This window comes from Gordonia sp. SL306, assembly GCF_026625785.1.
Classification (GTDB): Bacteria; Actinomycetota; Actinomycetes; order Mycobacteriales; family Mycobacteriaceae; genus Gordonia.
The window spans coordinates 2,329,818-2,347,551 of record NZ_CP113063.1 but is presented as its reverse complement, the minus strand read 5'-3'; the positions used below and the strand labels follow the sequence as shown (position 1 = coordinate 2,347,551).

Here is a 17,734-nt window from a genome sequence, read left to right as displayed (position 1 = left end):
CTCGTCGGTCGAGTAGCGGTGACGAAGGAGCCGCGTATCGAGACTGTGAGAATGGTTCCAGGCGGTTTCCACGTCAGTGGGGAACGTCAGCGACAGATCGTGCGTGACTCATATCGAGACTGGCCGAGTGCCTTTAACGGGACTTGTCCGCATGGTCTGTCGCGATCCCGGCCCGGTCGGAATATGACTGGCCTGATCAGGAGCTTGACCGACGCCGCTAACGCGTCGTGTCTCATCACAGTCCTGCCGTGATTCCTCCCGGACCGGAAACATCACGTCCGTCCTGTCCAAGGGAGAACGCATGACCAGTTTGGCTGATGTCGTCGAGATTGTCATCGGTGTTGATACTCACGTTGGTACCCACAGCGCGGCGATCATCCACGCAGGTACCGGTGCGGTGATCGATGAGATCACCGTGTCTACTACCGAGGAGGGCTACCAGGAGCTTCTGGATTTCACTGAGCCCCATCCCGCTTTGCGGGCGTGGGCCATCGAGGGCACCGGCAGCCACGGTGCCGGCCTGACGCGTCTGCTTGATGATGAACTGGTCATCGAGCTGGACCGACCCGCCCGAATGAAGCGCCGTAACGGCGCCAAATCCGATCCTCTCGACGCGGTCCGCGCCGGCCGAGAAGCGTTGTCACGCACTCTCAACGGCACCCCACGTGGCAACGGCGACCGACAGGCACTGTCGGTGTTGCTCGCGGCACGCCGCTCCGCGGTCGACGCCTACACCACCGCCCAACGCCAAATCCACGGCCTGATCATCGCTGCACCCACGGTGCTACGCGACAAACTGCGCGGCCACAACACCGCACAGATGGTCACGATTGCTGCCGGCTGGCGCATCAACACCGTCTGGGACACTGAAACACGCACAACCGCAACAATATTGAAGACCCTAGCGCGACGGGTCCGTGATCTCAAAGCCGAAGCGGCCGTGCATGAGAAGGCGATCAAAACCATCGTCAACAGCTGGCGGCCCGACGTGCTCGACATCCACGGCGTCGGCCCCATCGTCGCCGCAGTCGTGCTATGTGCCTGGTCCCATCCCGGACGCATTCATTCCGAGGCAGCCTTTGCCATGCTCGCCGGCGCGGCCCCAATCCCCGCCACCAGCGGTCAAGTCACCACCCGCTATCGACTCAACCGCTACGGCGACCGCCAACTCAACCGAGCCCTCCACACCGTCGTATTGACCCGACAACGCTACGACGACCAGACGAAGACCTACACCGAACGACGCACCACTGAAGGCAAAACGCCCCGCGAAATCCGCCGCTGCCTCAAACGCTTCATAGCCCGACAAATCTTCCGACAACTCGAGCACCAACACGCTTGACACACCATAGGAGCGTCCCCCCGACCACCCGTTTTGTATGTTCGGGCTTCGTTCGGGTAATCTCACACCTCGGTTCAAGGGCCTATAGCTCAGGCGGTTAGAGCGCTTCGCTGATAACGAAGAGGTCGGAGGTTCAAGTCCTCCTAGGCCCACTGCGAGAGGTGTTCCGCACACCCGATTCGCACCCAATTCGGTCGTGATCCGACCGGTCCGGGGCCTTAGCTCAGTTGGTAGAGCGCTGCCTTTGCAAGGCAGATGTCAGGAGTTCGAATCTCCTAGGCTCCACAAAAATTACGTTCAGGCTCTGGGATGGAGACAGCTGAGCCCGGCTCGTTTGCCGACGAACCGGGCTCTGCTGAACACTGAATCACCGCTCCGAGGGTTCGGGCGCCGGTTCGCCAAATACCGGACGACGGTGTGGGCGAGCGATGCGGACCTCGGCGTGTTGGGCATTGGTCCGGAGAGACTATCTGCCGCGACGACGCTCATAGGTCCACGCGAGATCCCTGACGTGTAGAGCCCTACGCCGTCACACCATCGGCCACCCAGCCGACACTGGGTGGGAGAGCCAAGTGTGGTCGTGCGGGTCAACGAGCGCGGGATCGATATCGGGGTCCGCGTCGGGCCGAAGAACTTCGGAATGTCCAGTCCGGCCGTGGAGTCGGCGCTCAGTCGCACAGCACGGCCACCACAGGCCCTTCCGCGCGGAAGGCGACAGGCCTGGAGTGTCCGTGCTCACCGGTGTTCTCCGCTCCGTACGTCCAGCTCCCGAGGGGATTCGGTGTCGGCCGCCGTCGCGTGCGCGTAGCGCCGCCGTGCGATCCGCTTGCTCCCGTTCAGCGCGTCGTTGAACCGGTCGAGGGCCCAGGCCGCTCGGACGCCGAGGCGCCCCATGATCAGGCCGACCGCGCGGCCGAATCGCGGCTGCTCGGTCCACACAGTGCGCAGGTCCTCCGGCATCGTTCCCGTCGCGATCCGATCGGCGATGAGAGCGCCGATGTACGGCGCTTGCGCCAGGCCGTGGCCATTGCAGGCGAGTGAGTAGTAGACGTTGCCTCCGGTCGTTCCAGCCACGGGCAACCAGCTCGACGTGATGCCGATCCAGCCGCCCCATGCCCGGGCGACGGCGACGTCCGCGAGTGTCGGGAACCGCCGCGCGAAGGCCTCCGTCAGTTCGGCGACGACGGACGGATCCGGGGTGCGTTCCGGGAGAGGATATTCGACGGCGCGCTCGATCTTGCGCACGCCGAACACGATGGTGTTGCGCGCGGTGAGGCGGTAGTTCTCCATGATGTTGTGCTGCGTGACGAGCCCGGCTCGGCTCGTCCAGCCGAGCGCGGCGAGCCGCTCCGGGTCGATCGGCTCGGTCTCGGCCTCGGTCACCCACATCGGCGAGGACAGCCTTTTCGGGGTGATGTCCCACTCGCCCGCGTAGGCGTTCGTGGCGAGGACGACGGTGCCCGCCCAGACGACTCCACCGGGGGTCTCGACGACCACGTCGCACCCGTCCCGGACGATGTCGGTCACCTTGGACTGCTCGAAGACCCGGGCCGACGAGCCGAGCACCGCCGTGCGCAACCCGCGGAGGAATTTCCCCGGGTTCATGATGCCGCCGTGGACCTCCCGCATTCCGCCGAGGAATCCGTGGGGGATTCCCAGTTCGCGGGCGTTCCCTTCCTCGACCTCGGCGCCGGCCGTGCGGAGGATCTTCGCGATCCGCCGCGTCCGGCCCAGCTGGCCGCGGGACACCGCTGCGAAGACGTTGCCGGTGGCCTCGTAGTCGCAGTCGATCCCCCGTGTTGCGATGAGGCCCTCCACGTGCGCCGCCGCGTTCTCGGTGAGGCGGACGATCGCCGGCATCTGCTTGCGGTACAGCATATCCAGGAGTTGAATGTCGCCGCCCGGCGCGCTGGCCAGCTGCCCAGCGTTGCGTGAGCCGGCACCGTGCCCACAGAACGCTGCTTCGAGCAAGATCGTGTCCACGCCGTGCTCCGCGAGCCGCAGCGCCGTCGCCATCCCGGCGAGCCCACCGCCGATCACCGCGACGGAGCAGGTCAGGTTCTCCCTCAGCGGAGGACGTACGTCGGCGGGCGGATCGATCCAGCCCGAGAAGTCGGTGTAGACCGTGTTCGTCGTGGCGCTCATGCCCGCTCAGCCCCTTGGACGACGGCCGTGCCGGCGCTGCCCGCACGGTCCGCGGCGCGGTTGTGCGCGTCGAAGGCCACGTACGAGCGAAAGATCACGAGCATGGCCAAGCCCCAGGTGAACAGCGCGAGGATGTAGAACAACGTGTGGTTGGCGTCGTCACCCGGGATGTGCCAGAAGTCGTAGATAGAAGCGACTACAACGTTGAGCGCCGTCGCGATCCACACCCAGACCGCGTGGGCGTGCTCGCCTAGCGCCCACAGACGCTGCCCGTAGTAGACGAGGAAGGCACTGACGCCGAGCGCCATCACGAGGAAGAAGACCTTGCCGGGGGTGCCGATCTCGGTGGCGAACTCGGAGAGGAAGTAGCCGAGCACCGCGGCGAGGGCGAAGGCGCCCACCTCGACGGCCTTCGTCGGCTTGTACCGGTGCGTCACCATGAGCAGGCCGAGCACCAGGATCACGGTGAAACCGATCGACCGGGAGAAGGCGTCGAGGAAGTACGCGAAGTGGTACATCGGCGAATCGGTGCCGGCCTTCGTCACGCCGTAGATCAGGAAGTTCGTGCCCGACGTGGCCATGATGATCCACTCAAGGCCGATCAGCCAGTTCGAGTAATTCCTGATGAGCTTCACGCCGCAGATGAATCCGATGGCGATCATCCAGATGTCCGCTGCGGCGAAGAGCAAGTCGCGCATGGTTCGTTCCTCCGTGAGATGTGATCCGTGTCTCGTGACGCTTCTCACGTTGTCGCGGCGAGCCCTCCGCGCGCTACAGCGAGGTGCAACATCCTGAGCCGACCGGCGCAACACCTTGCACCAGATGATGTGATCACCGGTGGCCGGAACCGACCGCCGTGTGCACACTGCACTGCCCCTTCGGAGAACTGGGAGCAATGTGTTGTGGCTCACACGACGGCTGAACCGGCACCGTCGTAGGCACATCACGTGACCACCGACACAACGTCACCACCGAAAGGGCCCACGATGAAGACACTCCCGCAGGCCGAAGAATTCGACATCGCCATCATCGGTGCCGGCATCTCCGGCATCGGCGCCGCGAAGTACATCACCGAGGCGTTCCCCGGCAAGCGGGTGGTGATCCTCGAGGGGCGCGCGAAGATCGGCGGCACGTGGGACCTGTTCAAGTACCCCGGCATCCGCTCGGACAACGGCCTGCACACCTTCGGCTACGAGTTCAAGCCGTGGACCGACCCGGACGCCATCGCGGAGGCCCCGAAGATCGTCAACTACTTGCAGGAGACGCTCGACGAGTTCGATCTCAACCGGCTCGTCCGGTTCGAGCACAGCGTGCAGCACGCCTCGTGGTCGAGCGAGAACGCCCGCTGGTCCCTCGACGTCCACACCCCCGACGGCGACCGGCGCATCACGACGAACTGGATTTTCGCCGGCACCGGCTACTACCGCTACGACGAGGGATACACCCCGCACTTCGAGGGCCGTGAGGACTTCCGGGGCGATATCGTCCACCCCCAGCACTGGCCCGAGGACTATGACTACGCCGGCAAGAAGGTCGTGGTCGTCGGCAGCGGTGCCACTGCGGTCACGCTGATCCCGTCGATGCTGAACCACGCGCGCGCCGCCGGTCACGTCACCATGCTGCAGCGCACGCCGACCTACGTCGTGCCGTGGCCCAAGGTCGACAGCTTCGCCCAGCTGCTCAGCCGAGTGTTCGGCGAGAAGCGCGGCTACGCGATGACCCGGTTCACCAACATCTGGACCGACCTCGGCCAGGTCAAGTTCATGCGCGCGTTCCCGAAGCTCACGCGCAAGATCATCCGGCGCGTCAACGCCAAGTCCCTGCCGCAGGGCTACGACGTGGACACCCACTTCAACCCGCCATACAACCCGTGGGATCAGCGCCTGTGCCTATGCCCCGACGGCGACTTCTTCGAGGCCTTGCGCAACGGCGCCGCCTCCATCATCACCGACAAGATCGACCGGTTCACCGCGTCCGGGATCGCGCTCGAATCGGGCGAACACCTCGACGCCGACCTCATCGTCACCGCGACCGGCCTGAACATGCGCATGCTCGGCGGTATCGACCTCGAGGTCGACGGCACCCCGATCCACCTTCCGGACACGGTCGCGTACCGCGGCGCACTGCTCTCGGGCATCCCCAACCTGGCCATCTCGATCGGTTACACCACGTCCGCATGGACGCTCAAGGTCGGGATCCTCGCCCGCTACTTCTGTGACTTGGTCAAGTACATGGACGTTTTCGGGTACGACAGCGTCCGTGTCGAAGCCGACCCCGGCATGGAACGCCGGCCGATCGTGGACTTGAGCTCCGGCTACGCCCAGCGCGCTCGCGACATCATCCCCAAGCAGGGCACGGGCCTGTTCCAGATGTCCATGTCGTACCAGCAGGACGCCAAGATCCTCCGCGGCCCGCTGCTCGACGACGCCCTGGTGTTCGGCTCCACGGCGGACGACGCAGCACCGTCGACGGAGAAGGAGGCCGTCCGTGCCTGACCACACCGAGGACAGGTTCGCCCCACTCCCGGGTGGCACCCGCATCTGCTACCGGATGGACGGCCACTACGGCGCACCGCCCGTACTGATTGTCGCCGGGCTCGCCGAGGACCTCACGACCTGGTCGGCCCGATTCGTGTCGGCGTTGACCGCCACAGGATTCCTGGTGATCCGCATGGACAACCGGGACTGCGGGCGGTCGACGTACGCGACGACGCCGCCGCCGAACACGCTGCAGCAGTTACTCGGCAAGGCCCGACGCGACGCCTACACGCTAGGGGACATGGCCGACGACGCGGCCCAGCTGATCGAGCATCTTGGGCTCGGCCCCACGCACGTCGTGGGGCGGTCGATGGGCGGCATGATCGCGCAGACCGTCGCCGCGCGGTACCCCGAACTGACCGCGTCGCTGACGTCGCTGTACTCCACCACCGGGAATCCGAAGGTGGGCCAGCCCGCGGCGTCGACCATGGCGCTCATCGCGAGCCCCCCCCCGCGGGACCGGGTGCGCGCCGTCCGGGCGCACCTGCGGATGACGGCCCATCTCGCCGGCACGGCGTACCCGATCGACGAGGTCGAGGAGGCGGCGCATGCCGTCACCACCTGGAACCGCACCGCGGGCGACGGTGTCGCCGGCACCGCCCGGCAGATCCAGGCGATCGCGGCGTCGGGCGACCGCACCGCCGAGCTGGCACGGATCACCGCGCCCACCCTGGTGATCAACGGCGACCGCGATCTCATCGTCGCACCGTCGGGCGGCGATGCGACCGTCGCCGCGATCCCCCACGCCCGCCACATCGTGATCCCGGGTATGGGGCATCACCTTCCCGACGCGCTCGCCCTGCGCATCGCGGACCACGTCGTCTCCCACATCGAGAAGGTGGCGGCATGACCGAGCAGCGCACCGTGGACGTCGTGGTGATCGGCGCCGGGATCTCCGGGTTGACGGCGGCGCGGCGGCTCACCCAGGCCGGACGTTCCGTGGCCGTGATCGAGGCCGGCGACCGCGTCGGCGGCCGCACGATGAACCTGCAGGTGACCGGCGACGTCATCACCGAGGGCGGCGGCCAGTGGGTCGGCCCCGGCCAGGACCGCGTCCTCGCACTGATCGACGAGTTGGGCCTCACGACGTTCAAGACGTTCATCGACGGCAAGTCGATCTACCACCGGCGCGGCAGGTCCAGGCATTACGACGGAACGATCCCGCCGATGAGCCCCCTGGCCATCGCCGACTTCGCCCAGCTGCAGCTCCGGCTCGAGCGGATGGCGAAATCGGTTCCCCTCGAGGCCCCGTGGACAGCGCGCCGGGCGCAGGAATGGGACGCGACGACGTTCGGCCGGTGGCTGGACGCGCGCTCGTTCACCGCGGAGGCCAGGGAGATGTTCACGATGGCCTTCACCGTGACCAACGCGGAGGACCTGCACAGCACCTCGCTGCTGGTCCAGCTCGCGCGGATCAAGGGTGGCGGCGGTATAGATCACGCCGTCAACATCACCGACGGTGCGCAGGAGTCGCGGGTGGTGGGCGGCACGGCGGCGATCACCGACCGCATGGCGGCCGACCTCGGGCCGGCAGTGGTGCTCGACTCCCCGGTGTCCGATGTCCACCAGGACGCCGACGACGTGCTCGTCCGATCCGCCCGCGCCGACGTCCGGGCCGACCGCGTCATCGTCGCGATGTCGCCGGCTGACGCGACCCGCATCCGGTTCACGCCCGACCTCCCGACCCGGCGCAGCATGCTGCAGCGACGGTGGAGCACTGGCTCCGAGAACAAGCTGTTCGCGGTCTACGACCGCCCGTTCTGGCGCGAGCAGGGGCTGAACGGTCAGGCCATCACCGACCTCCCGGTCGCGAACTACGTCGTCGACAACTCACCGCCCGACGCGAGCGTCGGCATCCTGCTGACCTTCCACGGCACCGCCGGCGCGGGCTGCGGCCAGCACTGGTCCGACGCGATCCTCGACGATCCCGCGGCGCGCCACGACGCCTTCCTCGCCGATCTGACCACCCTGTTCGGGCCTGAGGCCGCGAATCCGGCGGCGTACCTGGAGAAGGACTGGACGCACGAGCAGTGGATCAGCGGCTGCGTCGGTTCCCGCGCGCCCGGTTCGCTGACCCAGTACACCGATGCCGACCGCCGGCCGGTGGGCCGGATTCATTGGGCCGGCACGGAGACGGCGATCCTGAACCAGGGCTACATCGACGGTGCCGTCAGCGCCGCGGAGCGCGCCGCCTCGGAGGTTCTCACCGTCGCGGGCGCCCGGGTCGGCGGGGGCGTGCTCTAATGACGCAGCAGCGCGAAGTTCAGGCACCGGAGACCGGCACCGGCCTCAACCGCACCCTCGGCGTCCCGCAGATCGTCTTCATGGTGGTGGCGTTCGCCGCACCGCTCACGGTCTTCGCCGGGCTGATCCCTCTCATGCTCGGTACCGGGAACGGCATCGGCACCCCCGTCGATTTCATGATCGTCGGGATCGTGCTGGTGCTGTTCACCGTCGGTTACTCCGCGATGACGCCCGAGGTCCGCAACGCCGGCGCCTTCTACTCGTACGTGCAGCGAGGCCTGGGCACCACCGTCGGCCTCGGTGCGGCGGCGCTTGCCCTGGTCACCTATGCCGTCCTGATCGTCTCCGTGACGGGTTACCTCGGTGCCGCCGCCCGCAACGTGATCACCACGTTCACCGGCGTTTCGGTGCCGTGGTGGATCCTCTCCGCGGCCGGGCTCGCGGCGATCGGCTACCTCGGGTACCGCAACGTCGAGGTGAGCGCCCGCGTGCTCGGTGTGCTGCTGATCGCGGAGATCGGCATCGTCGCGCTGGTCGACCTCGCGATCGTGCTGGGCGGTGGCGCCGACGGTCTCTCGGCCGAGCCGCTGTCCTGGGGCGCGTTCTCCAGCGCCGCCACCGGAACCGGGATCATGTTCGCGGTCTTCGGATTCGTCGGCTTCGAGGCGACCGCAGTGTTCCGGTCCGAGGCGAAGGACCCCGACCGCACCGTCCCGCGCGCCACCTACATCGCGGTGATCCTCATCGCCGTGATCTACGCCTTCTCCTCCTGGGCGATGATCAACGGACTCGGTGTCTCCCGCGCCGCCGAGCTCGCCGCGCAGGACCCCGAGGGGCTCGCGCCCGGGCTCGCGACGCGGTACGTCTCGCAGGTCGCGCACGACGGTGTGCAGGTGCTTCTGGTGACCAGCTTCTTCGCGTGCATCCTGACCGCGCACAACGTGGTCTCGCGGTACCTGTTCGCCCTCGGCAGGCAGGACGCCCTGCCCCGGCGCCTCGGCGAGGTGCACCCCGCGCACCGGTCGCCGCACGTCGGCTCGCTGCTCACCTCGGCGGTCATCAGCGTGCTGGTAGCGGTGACGGCGATCGGCGGGTTGGATCCCGTCACCGAGGTCTACGCCTGGTTCGGCGGCGCCGGAACGCTCGGTCTGATCGCCCTCCTGGTGCTCACCTCCGCCGCGATCGTCGTGCACTTCCTCCGGGTCCGCACGGCCGGCGTGTGGCGTGGCACCGTCGCGCCCGTCCTCGCGCTCGTAGCGCTCGGCACGATCCTCGTTCTCGTCGTCGGCAACTTCGACCTGCTCATCGGCTCGCGCGGACTGGCCGACGTCTTCCTCGCTGTCCTGGCCGCGGCCTTCCTCTCGGGCCTCGTGTGGGCCGCCGCGCTGCGCCGGAACCGGCCGGACGTGTACGCGACCCTCGAATGACTCCGGCCGCGCAGAGCGGACCACCACCTTCCAGAAAGTAGGACACGCCATGGAAACCACCACCATCCCCCCAGCCGGAGTTGCGAACGCCATCCGGATCGAGATCGACGATGACGCGACGCCGATCGTCCGCCTCCTCGGCCGGATCCTGCGGGACGCGAGCCGGACCGGCCACGTGGCCGACGTGCTCGGGCGCGGTTCCGGATCCGTCGCGATCCGCTCCCACTCGACCCCGCAGGCCGCCACTGTCACCTTCGCCGACGGAATGGTCGCCGTGACCGGAGGCGTTTTCGCCCCGGTCGACGCCGCCGTGGTCGTCGACCTCGACAGCCGGTGCGCGCGGGTCGATACAGAGGGCGACGCGGACCTCGCCGACGCGGTGCTCGGCGCCCTACAGGTCCCCCTGCCCGATTGGCGGGAGGCGGGTGCCCGCTTCTGGGAACAGACCCGCACCATCCCCGGCATGCCCGACGTGTTGACCGTGGTCGCCCGCGGAATCGAGGGCTCGCAGGAGGCGAGATTCGGCGTCGGGGACATCGCCTACCGCATCGTCGGCAGCGCAGACGCATTGGCCGGATTCTTCACCGGCACCGATTTCCTGTTCACCGCCCTGGAGCGCGGCCTGCGGGTCCAGGGCTCTCTCGCGCAGCTGTCGGTCATGACCGCTGCCTCCTGGAAGGCCCGTTACGATGTCTGATCCCAGCCGATCCGGAGCCGGTGCACCCGGCCCGGCCAAGGCCTACCGCGTGGAGGCAACGAACCACGACGGCAGCTTCATGGGGAAGAACGTCACCGCCGCGAAGTTCGCCGCCGGCAGGGAATCCGGCTTCGCGTTCGCCGACGTGCTGTTCGCCATCGACATGGGCACCGACATCGTGTTCGGCGACGCCTATCCCGAGTGGCGCGGCAACCTCTACGACATCTCCCTCCTCCCGGACATGAACACGCTCGTCGAGTGGAAGCCCGGCGTGCAGTCGGTGATCGGCGACTTCTGGATGAAGGACGGGAACCCCGTGCCGATCTGTCCCCGGAACATGGTGCGCCGCCTCATAGACCGGCTCGAATCGCTGGGCTACAGGGCGACCGTCGCGGTGGAGATCGAGACCACCCTGTTCGAGGAGTCCATCCAGGAGGCCAGAGCCCGCGGCTATCGCGACCTCACCGCCCTCGGCGGCGAGACGGGTGCCACCTACAACCTGGCCCGGTCCGCGGACTGGATCGAGTACATGGAGGCGGTCACAGACCGGCTCGGCGAGCTCGGCATCGTCTGGGAGGCGTGGACCGACGAGGCCGCGCCGGGCCAGACCGAGCTGAACATCGCTCCCTCCGAGCCGCTCACGCTCGCCGATTCCTGGGTGCGCACGAAGCAGGTCATGCGCGAGATCGCCTGCGAGCACGGCCGGTCGGTGACGTTCATGGCCAAGCCGACGGGGGGCTTCGGGCAGGGAGCGCACCTGAACGTCTCGCTGCAGCGGGACGGCGTCAACCAGTTCTATGCGCCCGACGGGCCGTCGGAGACGATGTTGCAGGCCGTCGGCGGCCTGATGGCGACCATGGCCGGGAACACGCTGCTGGCGCTGCCGCAGATCACCTCGTACCGCCGTCTCGTCGACGTATCGGGGCCGCCCACGACGATCAGTTGGGGTGTGAACAACAAGACCGCGGCGCTGCGGGCGATCACCGGCCATCCGAAGTACTCCCGTCTCGAGTACCGCGTTCCCGGCTCGGACGTCAACCCCTACTATGCGCTCGCGGGCCTGCTCGCCGGGATCGTCGCGGGGATCGAGAAGGGGATGGCGCCCCCGCCGCAGGTCGACGACATGGCGTGGTGCCTGCCCGATGACTGCGGCGTCGCGCGGATCCCCGACTCGATGACCAAGGCGATCGACGCGCTCGACGGCGATCCCATCCTCCGCGAATACCTGGGCGACGAGTTCGTTGACTTCTGGACCGCCTCGCGCCGGTGGGAGTGGATGCAGTTCCACACCACCGGGGGTGATCCGTACGCCGAGCTCTCCGAGTGGGAGTCCCGACGCTACTTCGAGTTCTCATGAACCGCCCGCCGCTCATCGGGATCACCGGCCGCCGTTTCGAACTGAGCCTGATCGCCGGCTCCGACCCGCGCTACGGCAAGGCGTGCATGGACTCGTTCATGTCCGCGTTCGCGAACCGCATCGCGCAGGCCGGCGGTCTGCCGGTGCACCTGCCCTACGACGCCGCCCCGGACGACGCCTGCGAATGGCTGTCCGGCGTGGTCATCACCGGAGGACAGGACGTCCACCCCGCCCGCTGGGGAGGCGACACCGCGGTGGTGCGTGACATCGACCCGAGGACCGACACGAACGCACACGATCCGGAACGCGACGACTACGAGTTCGCACTCACCCATGCGGTCGTCGACCGCGGGATCCCGGTGCTGGGAGTGTGCCGCGGCCTGCAGGTGCTCAACACCGCGCTCGGGGGCACGCTGATCGCCGACCTTCCCGCAGGGCCGATCCCGCACCTGTCGCCGCAGTCCGCGCCCACCGACGGCGACGCCGTTCACGTGGTGCGGTTCGAACCCGGGTCGACGGCGGCGCGGGTCTTCGGCCCCAGCATGATGACGAACTCGTGGCACCACCAGGCCGTCGACCGGTGCGGCACCGGCCTGATCGTCACGGGCCGCACGTCCGACGGGGTCGTCGAAGCGGTGGAGGCGCCCGGCGCGCCGATCCTCGGGGTGCAGTGGCACCCCGAGTGGATGGACAGCGACGACCCGGCGATGAGCTGGATCGTCGACGAATCGAGGAGCCGACAGGAGGCTTGGCAGTGACCACTGCATCCCAGACCGAAAAGACTGTGCGGCGGGTCGCCGTCGACCCGGGCGAGCTCGGCGACGCCCCGTGGATCGGCACCGTCACGGGTCTGCTGGCCGACGGTGTCGCCCGCACGCCGGGTGCGGAGCTGCTGCGGTTCGGCGACGAGTCGTGGACGTACGAGCAGGCCGATGCGGCGTCGTCGCGGCTCGCGCACCTGCTGATCGCGGAGCACGGCATCGCGCCGGGCAACCGGGTCGCGATCATGCTGCCCAACGTAGCGGGCTGGCCGCTCACCTGGTTCGCTGTGCTCAAGACCGGCGCGGTCGCCGTGCCCGTCAACTCCGCCTACCGCGCGGCCGACCTACAGTTCGTGCTGGAGGACTCGGGCACCCACGTGATCGTGACCGATGCGGACCATCTGCCGCTGGTACGCGAGGTGATCGCGAGCGATGACGCGGTGGCCGGCGTCGGTGTCGTCGACATCGCGGAGACCAGCGGCACCGAGCACTCGTCCACCGCCCCGGACGTGGACATCCGCCTGGACACCCTCGCGAACCTGCAGTACACGTCGGGGACCACCGGTTTCCCGAAGGCGTGCATGCTCACGCACGATTACTGGACCCGGATCGGCTGGACCTGCGCCGGAGCGGCCGGCCTCGGTCCCGACGACGTGCTGCTGACGGCCCAGCCCTTCTCGTACATGGACCCGCAGTGGAACACCGTGCTGGCGTTGACGACCGGCGCTCCGCTGGTAGTACTGCCGAAGTTCTCGGCGTCCGGCTTCATGCGCGACGTGCGCCGCCACGGCGCGACCTTCTGCTACGTGCTCGGCTCGATGCCCACGCTGCTGTTCAAGCAGCCGCCCGGCCCCGACGATCGCGCGAATCGCCTACGTGGCGTCTTCTGCTCTGCCATCCCCACGGCGCTGCATGCCGCGCTGGAGGAGCGCTGGGGCGCACCCTGGCGCGAGGTCTACGGGATGACGGAGAGCGGGATCGACCTGTTCAGCCCGTTCGACGACGTCGCCGCCGTCGGCAGCGGAACCCTCGGGCATCCCGTACCCACCAAGCAGGCCCGGATCGTCGACGCCGACGGTGCCGAGGTCCCGGCCGGGACACCGGGCGAGCTGACCGTGGCCGGAACGCCGATGATGCTCGGCTACTGGAACCGCCCCGAGGAGACCGAGAGGGTCCTGCGCGACGGTCGCCTGCACACCGGTGACGTCGGCGTCAAGGACGAGCACGGAGGGATCCGCCTCGTCGGCCGCCTCAAAGACATGGTGCGGCGCGGCGGGGAGAACGTCGCCGCCGCGGAGGTGGAAGCCGCGCTCGAACGCGACGGCGCCGTCGTCGCGACCGCCGTGGTCGCCGAACCCGACGACGTGCTCGGCGAGGAGGTCAAGGCCTTCGTGCAGCTCGCGGCGGGCGTCGCCGCCGACCGTTCGACGGCCGAGGCGATCGTCGCCCGCGTTGCCGAAGGCCTCGCCCGCTTCAAGGTTCCGCGCTACGTCGAATTCGTCGCGGACTTCCCGCGCACCCCGTCCGAGCGGGTGTCCAAACCCGCACTCAAGGCCCGCGCCGCGCAGGCCCCCGGCACCGTCCACGACTTGCGCGCGCCGGCACCGTCGACCAAGGAGAACAAGGTGAACGACACCGACCAGGCGACCGAGCACGTGCTCGTCGAGGTGACCCGGGAGGTCGCCGTCATCACGCTGCGCCGGCCCGAGAAGCTCAACGCTCTCACCGCACCGATGCGCAGGCGCCTGTCCGCGCTGATCCGCGAGTACGGCACCGGCGACAAGGCCAGGGGTGTCGTGCTCACCGGGACCGGACGCGCGTTCAGCGCCGGCGAGGACCTCGCCGCCGCACCCACGTCCTTCGAGGAGATGCGGGAGAGCTTCGAGAGCTTCCACGACGTGACCCGCGCCGTGATCGAGACCCGGGTCCCCGTGATCGCGGCGATCAACGGCATCGCCGTGGGCGGCGCGTCGGAGATCACGCTGTGCTGCGACGCCCGGCTGGGCACGCTGCGGACGGAGTACTACCAGCCCGAGAACGGACGCGGCCTGACCATCTCCAATGCGTCCAGCATCCTGCTACCGCGCATCGTCCGCGGCCACGCGATGCGCATGGTCCTGGGCTCCGAGCGCGTCGACGCCGACGAGGGGCTGAAGATCGGCCTGCTCGACGAGATCGTCGAGCCGGAGGCGCTGCTGGACCGCGCCATCGACACCGTGCACGCGTGGACCCCCGAGGGCGTCAACAACACCGCTCTGCACCTGGAGCTGCTGCGGCCGTCGATCGAGGAGATCGAGCGCGCCTTCGAGCGTGAGGACGCGGCCGCCGACGACTCCTGGAACAGCGGCGCGCTCACCGCCGGCGTCCAGAGCTTCTGGGATGCACGCACACCCGCCACCGCGAACGGAGCGAACCGATGATCACCACCCGCGCCGCCGTGCTCACTGAGGTGGGCCGGCCCCTGCACCTGACCGACATCCACGTGGACGATCCCGAGCCGCACGAGGTGCGGGTCGCCGTCACCCACGTGGGGCTGTGCCACAGCGACCTGCACTACATGACCGGCACCGTCGAATCCGAGATGCCGGTCGTCGTCGGGCACGAGGTGGCGGGCGTTGTCGAGTCGGTCGGCTCCGCCGTCACCGACCTCAAGCCCGGCGACCGCATGACCGGCGCGCTGACCCCGTCGTGCGGGCAGTGCGCGAACTGCAACGCCGGCCGCTCCACCCAGTGCCAGCGGCAGGCGGAGATCCGGAGCCGCCCTCGGCCCGCGTACTCGCTGCCCGACGGGACGCCCGTCGCCCGCCTCGGCGGCGTCGGCGCGTTCTCCGAGCACATCCTGCTCCGCGCGAACGCCGCGGTGAAGCTGCCCGACGACATACCGACCCGCGTCGGTTGCCTGCTCTCCTGCTGCATCGTGACCGGCGTCGGCGCTGTGTTCCGCGGGGCGCAGGTGCGCCCGGGTTCCACCGTCGCGGTGATCGGCTGCGGCGGAGTCGGTTCGGCCATCATCCAGGGCGCGCGGCTGGCCGGCGCGTCCGCCATCGTGGGAATCGACCTCGACGACGCCCGGCTGAAGGCCGCGCACCAATACGGCGCCACGCACACCGTGAACGGTGCGGGCGACGTGCGAGCCGAGATCACCGAACTGCTCGGCGACGGCGTGGACTACGCCTTCGAGGCGGTCGGCTCGGCGCGCACCGCCGCGACGGCACTCGCGATCGTGCGTACCACCGGCACCGCGTGCCTGGTCGGCATCGCGCCCGACGGCACCGACGTACCCGTCCCCGCCTCCGACTTCTTCTTCAGCGAGAAGCGCCTGATCGGCTCGTACATGGGCTCCGGCCAGGCACGCGAGGACATCGGGCAGTTCGCCCGCCTGTACCAGCAAGGCCGACTGCTGCTCGACGAGATGGTCACGGATGTCATCGGATTCGAGGCGATCAACGAGGGCTTCGAGGCCATGAAATCGGGCGATGTCACGCGGATCGTCGTCGCCATGCCCACCCGCTCCGAGACCGAGGTGACCCTATGACCACCGAAACCACAACCACCCTCGCCCAACCCCGCAGCTACATCGCCGGGGAGTGGATAGAGTGCGAGACGCTCGACACCTGGAACGTCGACCCGAACACCGGCGCCCCCGTCCACCGCACGGTGACCACCACCCAGGCCGATCTGGACCGCGCGCTGGACCTCGCGCAGCGCGTCTACGACGCGACGGACTTCACCGCCGACGACTTCCGGATCGAACGCGTCGAGGCCCTGGAGCGGGCCGCGGCGAACGTCGAGCAGCGGCTTGAGGAGATCGCGCGGGTCGACGCGCTCACAAGCGGCACGGCGATCGGCGCCACCCGCAAGATCGCGGCGTTCCTTCCGCACCGCCTACGCGGTGCGGCCGCCGAGGCGCGGAACATCGCCCGCGTCAGTGCGCTCTCCGCGGGCGGCCGCGACGTACGGCTGCACCGGATCCCGTGGGGCCCCGCGGCGATCCTCACCCCGTGGAACGGCCCCAGTTTCATCCCGGCGGCCAAGGTCGCGAGCGCCGTCGCCGCCGGCTGCCCCGTTCTCCTCAAGCCTTCCGAGCACGCGCCCGCGAGCGCGCAGGTGATCGCCGAGTGCCTCGTCGATGCCGGCCTGCCCGACGGTGCCCTCCAACTGGTCCACGGCACCGGTGACATCGGTGCCGCACTGACGGGTGACCATCGGATCCAGGTCGTGTCCTTCACGGGCGGCCCGGGCGCGGGACGGGCGATCGCCCGCGCCGCAGCGGAGGACTTCAAGGTCCTGCAGCTGGAGCTGGGCGGGAACAACCCGGTGATCGTGCTCGACGACGCCGACCTCGACGTGACCGCCGACGGGATCCTCACGGGCATGACGAACCTCAACGGACAATGGTGCGAGGGCCCGGGCAAGGTACTCGCGCCGCAGCACCTGGTGCAGCCGCTCCGTGAGGCGCTGGGAGAGCGCATCGCGAAACTGCGGATCGGGCACTCGCTGGACGAGGCCACAGACGTTGGCCCGATCTCCAACGAGCCGCACTACCGCATGCTGCAGCAGCGCATCGACGGCCTTCGCGCGCTCGGAGCCGAGGTCGACCAGCCGGGCGAGCTGCCCGCCCTGGCAGGGTTCTTCCTGTCCCCCACGGTCGCCACCGGTTCCGACCCCGACCGCACGACGGCGGAGCTGTTCGGGCCGGTCGTCTCGCTGCACGGCGTGGCCTCCGAGGAGGAGGCGCTGCGAGCCGCGAACGCGCACCCGTCGGGCCTCGACGCGTACGTCTTCGGCACCGACACCGACCGCGCGATCGCGGTCGGCGCCCGGGTCAAGTCCGGCGAGGTCCGCGTCAACGGCGCGAAGGTCGCCGACCTCGGCGACGCCTCCGCGCAGAGCTTCTGGGGGCCGGCCGGGATCGGCGGACACGGTCCGGCCGAGTCGATCCGGGTGTTCTGCGGCGACCGGGTGGTCGGCGTCGACTCGCCCGACCTGCCGATGTAGGCCGGCTACCACGACCCGAACCGAACACGAGGGAGACACACCCGCGGAGAAGAACACCGCTCATGACGTCACGGTCCTCGGCTGCGGACTGATGGGTGCCGCATCGCACGCGCGCTGGCCGATGCCAGGCCTCAGGGCGCGCGTGTGTTCACCGCCGCCGTCGAGAACCTCAATGCCGCCGTCGATGCCGGCCTCGGAGACCTCAACTTCGCGGCCCAGGCGAAGG

General features: G+C 68.8%; 13 protein-coding genes and 2 tRNA genes. 13 read left to right on the top strand and 2 right to left on the bottom strand.

Annotation, left to right across the window (positions count from 1 at the left end; genetic code table 11):
• Positions 1–301 precede the first annotated feature (301 nt).
• The 3 genes from OVA31_RS10755 (at position 302) to OVA31_RS10745 (ending at position 1,627) form a co-directional block, all read left to right on the top strand.
• The gene (locus OVA31_RS10755; protein WP_267631078.1) at positions 302–1,342 is read left to right on the top strand and encodes an IS110 family transposase; all 1,041 of its coding nucleotides are present in this window, start codon (positions 302–304) and stop codon (positions 1,340–1,342) included.
• Positions 1,343–1,420: 78 nt separating this feature from the next.
• Positions 1,421–1,494 (top strand) — tRNA-Ile (locus tag OVA31_RS10750).
• 60 nt (positions 1,495–1,554) lie between these two features.
• A tRNA-Ala gene (locus OVA31_RS10745) sits at positions 1,555–1,627 on the top strand.
• Between the two features lie 450 nt (positions 1,628–2,077).
• Here OVA31_RS10745 and OVA31_RS10740 read toward each other — a convergent pair.
• On the bottom strand, positions 2,078–3,487 hold the full coding sequence (locus tag OVA31_RS10740; protein ID WP_267631077.1) for an NAD(P)/FAD-dependent oxidoreductase: 1,410 nt from the start codon (positions 3,485–3,487) through the stop codon (positions 2,078–2,080).
• Positions 3,484–4,185: a transporter gene (locus OVA31_RS10735; protein WP_267631076.1), complete on the bottom strand. Its 702-nt coding sequence runs from the start codon at positions 4,183–4,185 to the stop codon at positions 3,484–3,486. The genes OVA31_RS10740 and OVA31_RS10735 overlap by 4 nt, the downstream gene beginning before the upstream one ends.
• A 288-nt stretch (positions 4,186–4,473) precedes the next feature.
• Between OVA31_RS10735 and OVA31_RS10730 the strand changes: the two genes are divergently transcribed.
• The 10 genes from OVA31_RS10730 to OVA31_RS10685 are packed head-to-tail and all read left to right on the top strand — an operon-like array spanning position 4,474 to position 17,508.
• A complete protein-coding gene (locus OVA31_RS10730) occupies positions 4,474–5,982 on the top strand; it encodes a flavin-containing monooxygenase (protein WP_267631477.1) in 1,509 nt (502 codons plus the stop codon).
• Positions 5,975–6,874 carry an alpha/beta fold hydrolase gene (locus OVA31_RS10725; protein WP_267631075.1) on the top strand — a complete coding sequence of 300 codons (900 nt, stop codon included), beginning with the start codon at positions 5,975–5,977 and terminating at the stop codon, positions 6,872–6,874. Before OVA31_RS10730 ends, OVA31_RS10725 begins: the two co-directional genes overlap by 8 nt.
• Complete coding sequence (locus OVA31_RS10720) at positions 6,871–8,268, top strand: flavin monoamine oxidase family protein (RefSeq protein ID WP_267631074.1); 1,398 nt, start codon at positions 6,871–6,873, stop codon at positions 8,266–8,268. The genes OVA31_RS10725 and OVA31_RS10720 overlap by 4 nt, the downstream gene beginning before the upstream one ends.
• The gene (locus OVA31_RS10715; RefSeq protein ID WP_267631073.1) at positions 8,268–9,695 is read left to right on the top strand and encodes an APC family permease; all 1,428 of its coding nucleotides are present in this window, start codon (positions 8,268–8,270) and stop codon (positions 9,693–9,695) included. The genes OVA31_RS10720 and OVA31_RS10715 overlap by 1 nt, the downstream gene beginning before the upstream one ends.
• A 49-nt stretch (positions 9,696–9,744) precedes the next feature.
• On the top strand, positions 9,745–10,392 hold the full coding sequence (locus tag OVA31_RS10710) for a hypothetical protein (RefSeq protein WP_267631072.1): 648 nt from the start codon (positions 9,745–9,747) through the stop codon (positions 10,390–10,392).
• Positions 10,385–11,749, top strand: a complete 1,365-nt coding sequence (locus OVA31_RS10705; protein WP_267631071.1) for a glutamine synthetase family protein — start codon at positions 10,385–10,387, stop codon at positions 11,747–11,749. Before OVA31_RS10710 ends, OVA31_RS10705 begins: the two co-directional genes overlap by 8 nt.
• Positions 11,746–12,507, top strand: a complete 762-nt coding sequence (locus OVA31_RS10700; protein WP_267631070.1) for a gamma-glutamyl-gamma-aminobutyrate hydrolase family protein — start codon at positions 11,746–11,748, stop codon at positions 12,505–12,507. The genes OVA31_RS10705 and OVA31_RS10700 overlap by 4 nt, the downstream gene beginning before the upstream one ends.
• Positions 12,504–14,930: an AMP-binding protein gene (locus OVA31_RS10695; protein ID WP_267631069.1), complete on the top strand. Its 2,427-nt coding sequence runs from the start codon at positions 12,504–12,506 to the stop codon at positions 14,928–14,930. The genes OVA31_RS10700 and OVA31_RS10695 overlap by 4 nt, the downstream gene beginning before the upstream one ends.
• Positions 14,927–16,045, top strand: coding sequence for a Zn-dependent alcohol dehydrogenase (locus OVA31_RS10690; protein ID WP_267631068.1), 1,119 nt, complete (start codon positions 14,927–14,929; stop codon positions 16,043–16,045). The genes OVA31_RS10695 and OVA31_RS10690 overlap by 4 nt, the downstream gene beginning before the upstream one ends.
• Positions 16,042–17,508, top strand: a complete 1,467-nt coding sequence (locus OVA31_RS10685; RefSeq protein ID WP_267631067.1) for an aldehyde dehydrogenase family protein — start codon at positions 16,042–16,044, stop codon at positions 17,506–17,508. The genes OVA31_RS10690 and OVA31_RS10685 overlap by 4 nt, the downstream gene beginning before the upstream one ends.
• Positions 17,509–17,734: the final 226 nt, after the last annotated feature.